Source organism: Pseudomonas arabinosi, from assembly GCF_047758675.1.
Lineage (GTDB): Bacteria > Pseudomonadota > Gammaproteobacteria > Pseudomonadales > Pseudomonadaceae > Aquipseudomonas > Aquipseudomonas arabinosi.
Window position 1 is genome coordinate 1,945,789 of sequence record NZ_CP180480.1, and the last position, 12,291, is coordinate 1,958,079.

The window sequence follows — 12,291 nt, forward strand, 5'->3', positions numbered from 1 at the left end:
ATTTACCGAAGGCACTTCTTTTCAGGAACAGCCGATCATCATGTTGAAGATTAAAGCCGTGCGCCCCGAGTGGGTGACACTGATTGCCAGTGCCTTTCTATTAACGGGCTTCAACCTTGTTCTCTGGCAACACCTGTTTGAAATCACGGCATCTGACGGTCAGGGCATCGTCATGCGCGTGGCTTTCGGCTTGATGATCCTGGCTGCCTTCAACATAGTGCTGACCCTGCTGGCGTTCCGGCCTGTGCTCAAACCGGTCTTGACCCTGCTCTTCATGGTCAGTGCTGGCGTGGCGTACTTCATGAGCCAGTATGGTGTTTTGATTGACACCGGCATGTTGCGTAACTTTGCGCAAACCAATGCGACGGAAGTGCGTGACTTACTCTCGATCAAGTTGCTTGTTTATATTGTTTTGCTCGGTATTTTGCCGTCCTGTTTGTTATGGATGACGCCGGTTAGTTACCGTCGCTGGCACCGTGAACTATTCAGTAAAGTTCTCGTGAGTGCCGCATCAGCTGCAGTGATTGGTGGTGTCGCCCTGGTTAACTATCAGGGCCTGTCCTCATTGTTTCGCAATCACCATGAGCTGCGCCTGATGGTGGTGCCGAGCAACTACATCGGCGCCTCGGCTGGCTATCTGCGTGAGCAGGTCGCGTCTGCGCGGCAACCCTTCGTCACGCTGGGCGAAGATGCCCAGCGAAATCCCGCCTGGCAAACCCACGGCCGCAAATCCCTGACCGTGCTGGTGGTGGGCGAAAGTGCCCGGGCCGAGAACTTCGGCATCCTGGGGTATGACCGTGACACCACACCCAAACTGGATAAAGAAGCCGGCCTGATCGCCTTTACCGATGTGCATTCCTGCGGGACGGAAACAGCCGTATCGGTGCCGTGCATGTTCTCCGACATGGGCCGAAAGGATTACAACGCCAGCAAGGCAAAGAACCAGGAAGGCCTGCTGGATGTTCTCAAACGCGCGGGTCTCGACGTGATTTGGCGCGATAACCAATCGGGCTGCAAAGGCACTTGCGATCGGGTCACCCTCGACGACGTCAGTAACCTGAAAGACCCGGTGCTGTGCGCCAATAGCGAATGCCGCGATGAAATCCTGCTGCAGGGTTTGCAGCACTTCATCGATACCCTTGATAAAGACACGGTACTGGTGTTGCACCAGATGGGCAGTCACGGTCCGGAATACTTCAAGCGCTATCCGAAAGAATACGAGCGCTTCACCCCGGTTTGTGAAAGTAACGCCCTGAACAATTGCAGTCGCGAAAGTATCGTCAATGGCTACGACAACACCTTGGTGTATACCGATCACGTGCTGTCCACCCTGATCGATTTGTTGCGTAACAATCAGGACAAAGTCGACACCGCGATGCTCTATCTGTCGGACCACGGCGAATCCCTGGGCGAGTACAACTTGTTCCTGCATGGCACGCCTTACATGCTGGCACCGGAACAACAAAAACATGTCGCGATGCTGGCCTGGTTTTCCGACAGCTATCAAAAGTCGTTCTCGGTGGACACCCATTGCCTGCAACTGAGTCGTGAAAAGCCCTTGAGCCAGGACAACCTGTTCCATTCGATGCTCGGTTTGCTGGAGGTCAAGAGCAAGGTCTACAACCAGGACCTGGATATGTTTGCCGGGTGTCGCGCAGCGGTGATCGACGGCGTGTTGGCCAAAGAGTGAGAGCTTCAACCTTTTTTCACGCACCGGCCGCTAACCTGCGGCCGGTTAGAGTTTCCCCCCCGAGAACCATTGCACATGTCCGCTCAACCTCCATCCGCCATCGAGCTTGAGATCGCCCGGCGCTACGATCAGGAGCACGCCCGCGTCTGTCTTCAGCCGCGACCGCGTGGCCTGGCCGGGCGGTTGACGTTCTGGCGTGACGAGCAACTGGTGCGCAACGCGCTCAAGGCTGCCGGCGAACCGGGCCTGGTTCTCGATCTGGCCTGCGGTGTCGGACGCTTCTGGCCGGTACTGGCCGAGCATGCAAATCGGGTGATTCTCGCGGCCGACCCGTCGCAGGACATACTCGATCATGCCCGCACCCACCATCCGCAGAGTCTTCTGAAGCGGGTCAAGACCTTTCAGAGTTCAGCGTTCGACATCGGCTTGTCGGCGAATGCGGTTGACTGCATTTTTTGCATGCAGCTGTTTCAACACATCGCCTGCCCCGAACATCGTTTGGCCATGCTCAAGGAGTTCCATCGGGTCAGTCGCGATACGGTGATTGTGGCGGTACGGGTCGATGCTCATTTCAAAGGCCAGCGCACGGATGCACAGGGCGTTCCGGCCCGCCCGTTGGCCAGCAAGGCCGACGTGGAAGCCGAGTTCAAGCGCGCAGGTTTGCGCTTGCTCAGTCATCAGGACTTCCTGCCCGGCTGTGCGCGGATGCGCGTCTACGTACTGCGTAAGGCCAGTTAGTCTCCGCTTGTCAGACATTTCTTGCTGTCCGGCAGGCATTTTCGCTAAAGCTCTTGTTCAGTGGATGCGCGGAAAACGCCGGGGGCGATATATACTGCGCGCCATTCTTCAAGGGAGAGCCGTGTGGCCATCGATATTCACTGGATTCGCGACAACGATAGCCTCGGTCAGTTTTGCGCCGAGTGGCAGCAGCTGCCATTCGTTGCCCTCGACACCGAATTCATGCGGGTCGACACCTTTTATCCGATTGCAGGCCTGCTGCAGATCGGCGATGGCGTACGCGCTTACCTGATTGACCCGCTGAGCATTGATAACTGGCAGCCGCTGGCCGCGTTGCTGGAAAACCCGGCCGTGGTCAAAGTCGTCCATGCGTGCAGCGAAGACCTCGAAGTCCTGCTGCGCCTGACCGGCAGCCTGCCGACGCCGCTGTTTGACACTCAGTTGGCCGCCGCTTACCTGAACCTCGGTTTTTCCATGGGGTATTCGCGGCTGGTGCAGGAAGTGCTCGGCATCGACCTGCCCAAGGGCGAGACCCGTTCCGACTGGCTGCAACGTCCGCTTTCCGACACCCAAATTAGCTACGCCGCCGAAGATGCTTTGCACTTGGCGGAAGTTTTCGTACAGCTTCGTCCGAAGCTTTCTGACGACAAGTACGCCTGGGTCCTTGAAGACGGCGCCGAGCTGGTGGCCAACCTGCGCCGCGAAGTTGATCCGTATGAGGTCTATCGCGAAGCCAAGCTGGCCTGGAAGCTTTCCCGCGCCCAACTCGTCGTATTGCGTGAGCTGTGCGCCTGGCGCGAGCGCGAAGCCCGCGCCCGTGATCTGCCGCGCAACCGCATCGTGCGTGAGCATTCCCTGTGGCCGCTGGCGCGGACCCAGCCGGACAACCTCGGCGCGTTGGCGAAAATCGAAGACATGCACCCGCGTACCGTGCGTCAGGACGGCGAGTTTCTGCTTGATCTGATCAAGCGCTCTGGCAGTGTGTCGCCTGATCAATGGCCGCCTGCGGTGCCGGAGCCTTTGCCGGTGGATGCCGCCACGCTGGTTAAACAGCTGCGTGCGATCGGCCAGGCCGAAGCCGAGCGCCTGAACATTGCGCCGGAGCTGATGCTGCGCAAGAAAACCCTGGAAGCGCTGCTCAAGAGCGGCTACCCCAACGGTCCCTACCAATTGCCTGATTCGCTGCGTGGCTGGCGCCGCGAATTGATGGGCCAGGCGCTGCTCGACAGCCTGGCCACCGCCGGAGAACAGCCTTGAAACGTATTTGTTCCATCTACCGAAGCCTGAAGAAAAACGAGATGTACCTCTATGTGCTCAAAAGCGATGCACTTGAGCGCGTCCCGGAAAGTCTGATGGCCGCCTTCGGCAAACCGCATCACGCCTTCGACCTGGTGCTGAGCCCCGAGCGCAAACTGTCGCGCGAGGACATCACCGTGGTGCTGGAAAACCTTGAGAAACAGGGTTATCACTTGCAAATGCCGCCGGCCGAAGACGAGTACATCGAACATTTGCCGGAAGAATTGCTGCGCCGCAACGACCCAATGTGACCGGCAGACAGGCTCTGTTCAGAGCCTTTATGAAACACTGGAATGATTTTGGCGAGGGCCAGGGCGATGGAGCGTTACTCCATCGGCGGCCGTCTGCACTGTTTTTGAAAGGTTTGAATCATGCGCGTTCTGATTGCTGAACACGACCACCCGGTGTACGCCCAGCTGTTGCGTCAAGCAGCGCCCGACCTGGAAGTGCTGACCAGCGGCGACTCCGCCGAACTGGCCAGCCACGCCGCTGATTGCCCGATCTGGCTCGGTCAGCCGGACTTGCTGGCGACCTTGCTGCGTCAGGGCCACGAGCCACAATGGCTGCAATCGACCTGGGCGGGCATCACGCCGCTGCTGGCCGACGGCTTGCCTCGTCACTATCGCCTGACCCGGGCGGTGGGGATTTTCGGTCAGGTCATGGCCGAATACGTGCTGACCTACATGCTCGGCCACGAGCGCGAAGTGCTGCCGCGGCTGGTCAGCCAGGTCGAGCGCAAGTGGGACAGTCGCCAAGGCCAAAGCCTGGCTGGGCGCAAAGTATTGATCGTCGGCACCGGTGACATCGGCCAGACCGTGGCGCAGTTCCTTCTGCCGTTTGGCGTCGAGTTGTATGGCATCGCCAGCGAAGCCCGTGAGCAGGCGCCGTTTGTCGAAGTCGGGGCGCTGGCTGATTTGCCGCGTCTGGTGGGTGAAGTGGATTACGTGATCAATCTGCTGCCCAATACGCCGAACACCCACGACCTGTACGACGCGGCGCTGTTCAAGCAATTCAAGCCGACCGGGTTGTTCATCAACGTCGGGCGCGGCGTGGCAGTGGTCGATGCGGACCTGGTGGAAGCCTTGAAAGAAGGGCATCTGGCCGGCGCTGTGATCGACGTCTGCCGTCAAGAGCCGCTGCCGCAACGTCATCCGTTCTGGACCGCCTGGGGCTTGCTGCTGACTGGTCACAGTTCGGCACCGACCTCGCCACAGATGATGGTGAATCTGTTTGTCGAGAACTTGCGGGCGTATCAGGCGGGTGAGGCATTGCGCGGGGAAGTGGATTTCAATCGCGGGTATTAGATCCACCACCAATCAAATGTGGGCGCGGGCTTGCTCGCGAAAGCGGTCTGTCAGTCGATATCAATGTTGACTGACACGGCCCCTTCGCGAGCAAGCCCGCTCCCACAGTTTGAATGCAGTGTGGCTTAGAGGGTGAAGTCGCCTTCAGCCGCCAACTCGCTCAGCGGACGACGTGGGCTTGGCTCTTCACGCGCTTGCAGGTAGTCCGCCAGCGTCGCCTTGTCGCCCAGTTTGCCCACCGCCACCGCCGCGTGCAGCGCATAACCCTCAGGAATGTTCAGCTCTTTGCGGGTCAGGTCCTGGTCGAAACCGGCCATGCCGTGGGTGTGCCAGCCGCTGATGCTCGCTTGCAGCGCCAGATGACCCCAAGCGGAACCTGTGTCGAAGGTGTGCCACAAGGCCGGGGTTTCTTCGGTGGCGCCAGGCACTGCGAAGGTGGTTTTCGAGATCACGATCACCAGTGCCGAGGCGTGTTGCGCCCAGCTGCGGTTGAATTCATTCAGCAGTCCCAGATAGCGCTCCCAGTTTGGCGTGTCGCGACGCGCATACAGAAACCGCCAAGGCTGTGAGTTGTAGGCCGACGGCGCCCAGCGTGCAGCTTCGAAGAAGCTCAGCAGGGTTTCTTCGGAGATCGCTTCGCCGGTGAAGGCGCGGGGCGACCAGCGATCGGTGAACTGAGGGTGGATGGCATAGTCGGCAACGCGTGGATTGGCACTCATCAAGAGATTCCTTGCTACGTTTGAAGGTGTGGGGCGACGCAAAACCCTACTGGGCGGCGCAATAACTGACAAGCTCGTTCTTACCGGCAGTCGCCAACGCTTGGCCCACAAGGGCCTTGGCACTAGACTGGCGGCCTTTTCACCACCTGATGTTGATGCTTGAGCCATGGCCGTCGAAGTCGAACCGTTCTGGATACGCAAAACCCTCGATCAACTCGATCAAGAGGAATGGGAATCGCTGTGCGACGGCTGTGGCCTGTGCTGCCTGCAAAAGCTCGAAGATGAAGACGATAACAGCGTCTATTACACGCGTATCGCCTGCAAACTGCTGGACCTGAAAACCTGTCAGTGCACCGATTACCCGAACCGCCGCGATTTCGTCCCCGACTGTATCCAGCTCACGCCAGGCAAGGCCGATGAGTTCAAATGGCTGCCGCCGACCTGCGGCTACCGACTGGTCAGCGAAGGCAAGGACCTGCCGCTCTGGCACCATCTGGTGTGCGGTGATCGCGATGCGGTGCACCACGAACGTATTTCCCAGTCCGGGCGCATGCTCGCCGAAGGCAGCGTGGCCGAAGACGATTGGGAAGACCATCTGATTTTTCGGGCGGGTTAAACGCCAAGCGTATTAGCGTTTCACGAAGGAGTGTGTATGGCTGTGGGATTGCGGCTGGCGTTGGCCTTTGGGCTTTTGGCTCTGAGTTCGCCCGTATGGGCGGCGAAGAAGGTCGATCTGGATTACCACGTGCGCCTGTTGCCGCAAAGCGATCAGGCTGAAGTGCGGCTGACCCTGGCTCAGGGTTCGGCGGTGCGCAGTCTGGATTTCGACCTCGGCGATGGCAGTCACTACAGCGACTTCAAGGCCGACGGCCAATGGCAGCTCACGCCGGGCAAGCAGGCCCGTGGTGTCTGGCGTCCGGCCGCCGACAAGGCCAGCCTGACCTACCGCGTAAGCATCAGCCACGGACGCAAGAGCGGCAGCTTCGATACGCGCATGACCCCGACCTGGGCGCTGATGCGCGGCGACGATCTGGTGCCGGCGGCCAAACTCGATCAGCAGGATGGCATCGAGCTGGTTTCACGCCTTGAATTCGAATTGCCCAGTGGTTGGAAAAGCGTTGAAACCGCCTGGCCGCGAATCGGCAAGAACAAGTTCCGGGTCGACAACGTTTCCCGCTTGTTCGACCGGCCCACGGGCTGGATGCTCGCGGGTCACCTTGGCAGCCGTCGCACGCGGCTTGGGGAAACCGAAGTCACCGTCGCCTCGCCCCAAGGCCAGGGCATGCGCCGCATGGATGTGCTGACGCTGCTGACCTTTGTCTGGCCGCAAGTGCAGGCGGTGTACCCCCGTCATCCCGTCAAACTGCTGATCGTCGGTGCCAGTGACCCGATGTGGCGCGGCAGTCTGGGCGCGCGCGAATCGATCTATCTGAACACCCGTCTGCCGCTGGTCAGCGAAAGCGGCAGCAGTGCGCTGGTGCGGGAATTGGCGCAGGTGTTCGCACGGATCAACGACCAGCAGCGCAGCGACTGGATCAGCGAAGGATTTGCCGAGTATTACGCCATCGAATTGGTGCGCCGCGCCGGCGGCATGAGTGATGAACGGTATGAGAGTTTGCAGAAGAAGTTGGCCAAGGACAGCCAGAAAGTCACGACCTTGCGCGCTGAGCAGGTCAGCCCGGCGCAGGTGTCGAAAGCGGTCGTGTTACTGCAGGAACTGGATCGCGAGATTCGCCTGAAGACCCGCAACAAGCGTTCGCTGGATGATGTGTTGCGCGGGGCGATGCATCTGGAGAGCGTGGATACCAAGGAATTTGTTCAACTCGCCGAAAGCATCATTGGCGAGCCCTCCAAAGTCCTCGATACCGAGTTACTTCAGTAACACCGCCATCGCGAGCAAGCTCGCTCCCACAGGTGACCGCATTCCAATGTGGGAGCCGAGCTTGCTCGCGATGAGGCCGTACGCCTCACCACAATGTCTGGATCAAACCCCGGTTTTCGGCGACTTCAACGAATCATTACCGGTCACGGTAGCGGTATTGGTCGCCGCTTCGGCATTCGCCTTCAACCGGTTCAATTCTTCACCCGCCCGCTGAATCTTCGCCCGCACGTTGTTCATGTCCTGACGGCTTTTCTCCAGCAGGCTTTTCGCCGAACTGTGCCCGGTTATACCGCGCGCCAGTGCCACACCGCCGATCGCCACTTGAATCAAGCCGAACACACCACCGCGACGCAGGCCCTTGCCCACCATCACCACGCCGCCGGCCAGGGAACCGATGCGCTCCCAACCCTGCACGTTCTGCTCGGTGTGAGTCTGGAACGGGGTGGATTCGATGCGTTCTACGCGTTTGAGTTCGCTCATGATCTGTCTCCTGGCTGAAATGGCTTTCAAGAATAGATAATTAAGCTGACTGCCAAGGCGGGCGGCTTGTTCCATCGGATGTGCGGTGCTTCAGCGAAATTTCGCCCCGGAGCGGGTGTTGAGTCCCTTGGACATGCGGTCATAGAGCACGACGTTGACGGTGGCCGCCAGGTTCATGCAACCGGTGGTCGGGATGTAGACCACGTCTTCGCACCAGTCACGAATCTCTTTATCCAGCGAGCCGTCTTCCGGGCCGAAGATGTACAGCGCGCGGTCCGGATGGGTGTATTCCGGCAGCGAGCGAGCGCCGTCCACCAGTTCCACAGCAACCGGAACGCAGCCAAGTGGCAGGATTTTTTTCAGGTCGTCGATGCCGATCAGCGGAATGTCGTAGTGGACGCGCTTGGTGTCGGTGACGAAGTCGGCGGCGCGTTCATAACGTTTGCCGGTGTAGAACACGGACGCCACGCCATAGCAGCCAGCGGCGCGCATCACCGAACCGACGTTCTCCGGTGATTTGGGGTTATACAAACCAATGCAGCTGTACCGTTTGTCTGCCACGAGCGGGTGCCTTCGGGGAAAAAACGGCGATTATACGGGGATTGGGGGAGGGGTGTTCGGTGATCGTTCCCACGCAGTGAACTGACCCCACAAAGTTGGACGATTTTCTATCTATGCCTGAGCGGCCTGAATTCTGTATTCAACAGGACTCAGGCCGTTTAGCTTCAGTCTGATACGCGAGTGATTGTAATACTGGATGTACTCGTCGATGCCTGCGTGAAGCTCATCCAGGTCGTTAAATTTATTCAGATAAAAAAATTCGGACTTCAGTGTGCCGAAGAAACTCTCCATGGCCGCGTTGTCATAGCAGTTACCCTTGCGCGACATGCTCGGCGTAACGGAGCATTTTTTGAGAGCCCGCAGGTAAATGGGCATTCGATACTGCCAGCCCTGGTCTGAGTGCAAAACCGGTTTTTCATGCGGCTGAAGCCGCTTGAATGCACCTTTGAGCATCTTCCCGACCATATCGAACAACGGTCTTCTGGCAACCTCGTAGGAAATGATTTCGCCGTTGTACAGATCCAAAACGGGAGACAGATAAAGCTTCTGACCTCCAACTTTGAACTCTGTAACGTCGGTTACCCACTTTTGATTGGGTGACGGAGCTTCGAACTCACGCTTCAAAAGATTAGGCGCTGCCTTGCCTACCTCTCCCTTGTAGGCCCGGTATTTCTTCACCCGCACCAAGCTCTTGAGCTGAAGCTGCGCCATCAGTCGCTGAACAGTCTTGTGATTGACGAGATGACCAGCGCTCCGTACAGCAGCCGTTATGCGGCGATAGCCATACCGGCCCTTGTGCTCGTCGAACGTCGAGCGAATCTTGTCTTTCAGCTCTGCGTACTTATCAGCCGCTTGCAGCGCCTTTTGCTGATAGTAAAAGGTGCTGCGTGCCAAACCGGCAAATTTCAGCAGGCTTTCGAGAGAATGCAGCGGCCTCAGTCCTATTACGATTTGCGCTTTTTCTGCTGCGCTATTCGTTTCTTCTCCTGAACCAAGGCATCGAGCTTTTTTAGGTAGTCGTTTTCCATCCGCAACTGCTTCACCTCGGCAAGCAAATCATCGCGTGAGCGCGATTCGTCATCGGTTGAGCTGGGTTGAACAGGAGGAATGGTGGTCGGCATTTTTTTCGGACGTCCGGCTCTATTAGGCTGCTTGGTAAGGGCATCAAAACCGCCCTCATCAAAGCGGCGTTCCCAGAGGCCGATGATGTCGAACTTACGGATGTCGAACAAGGCCGCCGTCTGCCGATAGGACAGCTGTTCCTCACGCATACGGTTCAAAACAGACAGTTTGAAGTCGTTGCTATAGCGCTGCAGCTTTTTCTCTTTAAGCCCAGCAACGCCATGCACTTGATAGGCTGCGACCCACTGACGAAGGGATGAAAAGTCCACATTGTGACGGTGTGCAACATCCCTCAAACCCGCGCTACCGGAACAATAGTCCTGCACGGCTGCGAGTTTTGCTTGCTCTGTGTACTTACCCATGACGCCCCCAAAGGTTGTGTCCAACCTTTGGGGGTCAGTTCACAGAGCGTGGGAACGATCAGTAAGCGGGTTATTCGTCTTTCTTCATCAAGCCGGCCAACGCGGCAAACGGGTTATGCGTCGCCTTGGCGATTTTCGGCGAGCTCAGCGAGCCTTCATCGAAATACTGTTGATCGGTGTACCGCGAGTGTTCGTTGTCGTGGCAGTACAGGCACAACAATTCCCAGTTCGAGCCGTCCTGCGGATTGTTGTCGTGGTTGTGGTCGCGGTGGTGCACGGTCAGTTCGCTCAGGCGCTTGCCGGAAAACTCACGGGCGCAGCGACCGCACACGTGCGGGTACATTTTCAGGGCCTTGTCGCGGTAACCCATTTCCTTGTCGCGCTGGTTGTCGGCAAGGATGCGGTCCAGTTTCGACGTGTTGGTCGGTGGCGTTGACGAACTCATGGGTTCACCTTTGTAAAAAGACTAATGACGGTTATGAGCCAAGTTTAGCTCAGCCCTTGAGCTTCTCGGCAATCCAGATGGTGTGGCGGGTGCCTTTGTTGCCGTGGGCGAACACCTGGACTTCCTCGGCCTTGAAGCCGGCTTTCTTCAGTTTGTCGGAAAACTGTCGGTCCGCGCTCGCGGACCAGACAGCCAGCACGCCTTTGGGCCGCAGGGCCTTGGCGCAGGCGCTCAGGCCGCCAGCGGAGTAGAGCCAGCTGTTGGCTTTCTGGGTCAGGCCTTCAGGGCCGTTGTCGACGTCGAGCATGATCGCGTCGAAACCTTGCGGCTCGGCCTGCAGGACTTTGGCCACGTCTTCCATGCGAATGACGGTGCGCGGGTCGAGCAGCGGGTTCCCGGATTTTTCGCCCAGCGGCCCACGGTTCCACTCCACCACCCCCGGCACCAGTTCGGCGACCACCACTTCAGCGGTCTTGCCCAAATGCTTGAGGGCCGAGGCGAGGGTGAAGCCCATGCCCAGGCCGCCGATCAGCACGCGCGAATTCGGCCGGCCGGCCACTTTACGGCACGGAATCTCCGCCAGAGCGTCTTCCGAGCCGTGCATGCGGGTGTTCATCAGTTGCCCGCCGTCGCCGCCCTGGATCTTGATGACAAAATCTTCGCCGTATTCGAACAGGCACAAGGCACCGCCATTTTCAGGAATTGGAGCGGTGTCGAGCAGAACGAAACGTTTCATGGGACTCACTTGAGGACAAATTGGCATAAGAGGGGAAGGCAAACACGCGCAGTTGGGAGTAGCCTGCAAAACGACAACAAGGCCAACGGAGCCATTGATGAAGCGCACCATTCTAACGGTCATTGCCTTGGCCGCGCTCTCGATAACTGCAGTGCAGGCCCAGCAGTTGCAAACCATTCCGACCAGCCCTGCGCCGCCGCCCGGTTCGCCCGGTACCGCGACCCCTGCGCCGTACCCGAAAATTTCCCCGACCACCTTGCCCAAGGCCGGAACGGGCAGTGGCGGCCCACCGCTGGTGCCGATCGAGATGCCCAGTCCTCCGACCAAGGATCAACCGTTGCCAGGCCTTGAGCCAAACAGCACGAAGATCAAGTCACCCGGCGGTTAAACCTGCTGCGAGAGCAGTTGCCCATAGGCCATGCGCAAGCGTTTGGAGAGGGAGACGGCGAGGGCGCGGATGATTTTGGCGGCGATTTTCGGCGCGTCGTTGAGCATCTTTTCCAACGAGTCCTTGCCCAGATTGAGCAACTGGCAATTGCTCGCGGCCACACAACTGGCCGAGCGGCGTTCGCCGTCGAGTACGGCCATTTCGCCGAACGCCCGACCGCTGCGCAACGTTGCCATGGTCACCAGGTGCCCTTCGCTGTTGGTTTTCTGCACCGCCACCTGGCCGGTGTGGATGATGCACATGAAGCTGCCGGCATCGCCCTCATGGAAAATCTCTTCGCCCTGAGCAATGGTGCTGATGCTGAAGTAGCCCGAGGCCGCGGCGAAGTCCGCCGGCAGCAGTTGATCGAACAGGCCACAGTCCATCAGCCAGTCGCGAATTTCGTTGTTCAGTAAGGTCGGTTCTGACATGTCGTCACGGTCTTTTTCTTGTGTCTGGTTCCGGTTTTCTGGACGTCCCCAATCCCCTGTGGGAGCAAGCTCGCTCCCACAGGGGGATGTGTTGTACC

The 12,291-nt window shown here is 58.7% G+C and carries 15 protein-coding genes; 8 read left to right on the forward strand and 7 right to left on the reverse strand.

The window, feature by feature from the left end; all coding sequences use genetic code 11:
• Positions 1-40 precede the first annotated feature (40 nt).
• From ACMXYJ_RS09080 to ACMXYJ_RS09100, 5 genes are all read left to right on the forward strand, one after another.
• Positions 41-1,690: a phosphoethanolamine transferase gene (locus tag ACMXYJ_RS09080; protein WP_415759537.1), complete on the forward strand. Its 1,650-nt coding sequence runs from the start codon at positions 41-43 to the stop codon at positions 1,688-1,690.
• A gap of 75 nt (positions 1,691-1,765) precedes the next feature.
• The gene (locus ACMXYJ_RS09085; RefSeq protein ID WP_415759538.1) at positions 1,766-2,428 is read left to right on the forward strand and encodes a class I SAM-dependent methyltransferase; all 663 of its coding nucleotides are present in this window, start codon (positions 1,766-1,768) and stop codon (positions 2,426-2,428) included.
• Between the two features lie 123 nt (positions 2,429-2,551).
• Positions 2,552-3,685 carry a ribonuclease D gene (rnd, locus tag ACMXYJ_RS09090; RefSeq protein ID WP_415759539.1) on the forward strand — a complete coding sequence of 378 codons (1,134 nt, stop codon included), beginning with the start codon at positions 2,552-2,554 and terminating at the stop codon, positions 3,683-3,685.
• A complete protein-coding gene (locus tag ACMXYJ_RS09095) occupies positions 3,682-3,975 on the forward strand; it encodes a YcgL domain-containing protein (RefSeq protein ID WP_133837473.1) in 294 nt (97 codons plus the stop codon). Before rnd ends, ACMXYJ_RS09095 begins: the two co-directional genes overlap by 4 nt.
• 120 nt (positions 3,976-4,095) lie before the next feature.
• The gene (locus ACMXYJ_RS09100; RefSeq protein ID WP_415759541.1) at positions 4,096-5,028 is read left to right on the forward strand and encodes a D-2-hydroxyacid dehydrogenase; all 933 of its coding nucleotides are present in this window, start codon (positions 4,096-4,098) and stop codon (positions 5,026-5,028) included.
• 125 nt (positions 5,029-5,153) lie between these two features.
• Here the strand turns inward: ACMXYJ_RS09100 and ACMXYJ_RS09105 are convergent, their stop codons facing one another.
• Positions 5,154-5,747 carry a nitroreductase family protein gene (locus ACMXYJ_RS09105; RefSeq protein ID WP_033054040.1) on the reverse strand — a complete coding sequence of 198 codons (594 nt, stop codon included), beginning with the start codon at positions 5,745-5,747 and terminating at the stop codon, positions 5,154-5,156.
• A 166-nt stretch (positions 5,748-5,913) separates the two neighbouring features.
• Here ACMXYJ_RS09105 and ACMXYJ_RS09110 point away from each other — a divergent pair, with 166 nt between their 5' ends.
• Both ACMXYJ_RS09110 and ACMXYJ_RS09115 read left to right on the forward strand, forming a co-directional pair.
• Complete coding sequence (locus tag ACMXYJ_RS09110) at positions 5,914-6,363, forward strand: YcgN family cysteine cluster protein (protein ID WP_415759543.1); 450 nt, start codon at positions 5,914-5,916, stop codon at positions 6,361-6,363.
• 36 nt (positions 6,364-6,399) lie between these two features.
• Positions 6,400-7,629 (forward strand): hypothetical protein, encoded by a 1,230-nt coding sequence (locus tag ACMXYJ_RS09115; RefSeq protein WP_415759544.1) that lies wholly within the window; start codon positions 6,400-6,402, stop codon positions 7,627-7,629.
• Positions 7,630-7,731: 102 nt separating this feature from the next.
• Here the strand turns inward: ACMXYJ_RS09115 and ACMXYJ_RS09120 are convergent, their stop codons facing one another.
• From ACMXYJ_RS09120 to ACMXYJ_RS09140, 5 genes are all read right to left on the reverse strand, one after another.
• Positions 7,732-8,109: a YgaP family membrane protein gene (locus ACMXYJ_RS09120; RefSeq protein WP_046046102.1), complete on the reverse strand. Its 378-nt coding sequence runs from the start codon at positions 8,107-8,109 to the stop codon at positions 7,732-7,734.
• A gap of 90 nt (positions 8,110-8,199) precedes the next feature.
• The gene (locus ACMXYJ_RS09125; RefSeq protein WP_007944014.1) at positions 8,200-8,670 is read right to left on the reverse strand and encodes an RNA methyltransferase; all 471 of its coding nucleotides are present in this window, start codon (positions 8,668-8,670) and stop codon (positions 8,200-8,202) included.
• 111 nt (positions 8,671-8,781) lie between these two features.
• Positions 8,782-10,154, reverse strand: a protein-coding gene (locus ACMXYJ_RS09130) for an IS3 family transposase (RefSeq protein ID WP_415759546.1) whose coding sequence is annotated in 2 segments (ribosomal slippage) — positions 8,782-9,683 and positions 9,683-10,154 — 1,374 coding nt in all. Because the reading frame shifts where the segments join, the coding sequence is not laid out codon by codon here.
• A 70-nt stretch (positions 10,155-10,224) separates the two neighbouring features.
• Positions 10,225-10,599, reverse strand: coding sequence for a YajD family HNH nuclease (locus ACMXYJ_RS09135; protein ID WP_223432015.1), 375 nt, complete (start codon positions 10,597-10,599; stop codon positions 10,225-10,227).
• Between the two features lie 49 nt (positions 10,600-10,648).
• Positions 10,649-11,335 (reverse strand): spermidine synthase, encoded by a 687-nt coding sequence (locus ACMXYJ_RS09140; RefSeq protein WP_090317513.1) that lies wholly within the window; start codon positions 11,333-11,335, stop codon positions 10,649-10,651.
• A gap of 97 nt (positions 11,336-11,432) precedes the next feature.
• On the opposite strand from ACMXYJ_RS09140, the gene ACMXYJ_RS09145 reads away from it, so the two are divergent.
• The gene (locus ACMXYJ_RS09145; protein WP_415759547.1) at positions 11,433-11,723 is read left to right on the forward strand and encodes a hypothetical protein; all 291 of its coding nucleotides are present in this window, start codon (positions 11,433-11,435) and stop codon (positions 11,721-11,723) included.
• Here the strand turns inward: ACMXYJ_RS09145 and ACMXYJ_RS09150 are convergent.
• Positions 11,720-12,193 (reverse strand): cyclic nucleotide-binding domain-containing protein, encoded by a 474-nt coding sequence (locus ACMXYJ_RS09150; RefSeq protein ID WP_415759548.1) that lies wholly within the window; start codon positions 12,191-12,193, stop codon positions 11,720-11,722. The genes ACMXYJ_RS09145 and ACMXYJ_RS09150 overlap by 4 nt on opposite strands.
• Positions 12,194-12,291: the final 98 nt, after the last annotated feature.

What these genes read in the sequence shown, in the direction of transcription:
- ACMXYJ_RS09080 (WP_415759537.1), top strand. Translation starts at nt 41, where the DNA reads ATGTTGAAGATTAAAGCCGTGCGCCCCGAGTGGGTGACACTGATTGCC.
- ACMXYJ_RS09085 (WP_415759538.1), top strand. Translation starts at nt 1,766, where the DNA reads ATGTCCGCTCAACCTCCATCCGCCATCGAGCTTGAGATCGCCCGGCGC.
- ACMXYJ_RS09100 (WP_415759541.1), top strand. Translation starts at nt 4,096, where the DNA reads ATGCGCGTTCTGATTGCTGAACACGACCACCCGGTGTACGCCCAGCTG.
- ACMXYJ_RS09105 (WP_033054040.1), bottom strand. Translation starts at nt 5,747, where the DNA reads ATGAGTGCCAATCCACGCGTTGCCGACTATGCCATCCACCCTCAGTTC.
- ACMXYJ_RS09110 (WP_415759543.1), top strand. Translation starts at nt 5,914, where the DNA reads ATGGCCGTCGAAGTCGAACCGTTCTGGATACGCAAAACCCTCGATCAA.
- ACMXYJ_RS09115 (WP_415759544.1), top strand. Translation starts at nt 6,400, where the DNA reads ATGGCTGTGGGATTGCGGCTGGCGTTGGCCTTTGGGCTTTTGGCTCTG.
- ACMXYJ_RS09120 (WP_046046102.1), bottom strand. Translation starts at nt 8,109, where the DNA reads ATGAGCGAACTCAAACGCGTAGAACGCATCGAATCCACCCCGTTCCAG.
- ACMXYJ_RS09135 (WP_223432015.1), bottom strand. Translation starts at nt 10,599, where the DNA reads ATGAGTTCGTCAACGCCACCGACCAACACGTCGAAACTGGACCGCATC.
- ACMXYJ_RS09140 (WP_090317513.1), bottom strand. Translation starts at nt 11,335, where the DNA reads ATGAAACGTTTCGTTCTGCTCGACACCGCTCCAATTCCTGAAAATGGC.
- ACMXYJ_RS09145 (WP_415759547.1), top strand. Translation starts at nt 11,433, where the DNA reads ATGAAGCGCACCATTCTAACGGTCATTGCCTTGGCCGCGCTCTCGATA.
- ACMXYJ_RS09150 (WP_415759548.1), bottom strand. Translation starts at nt 12,193, where the DNA reads ATGTCAGAACCGACCTTACTGAACAACGAAATTCGCGACTGGCTGATG.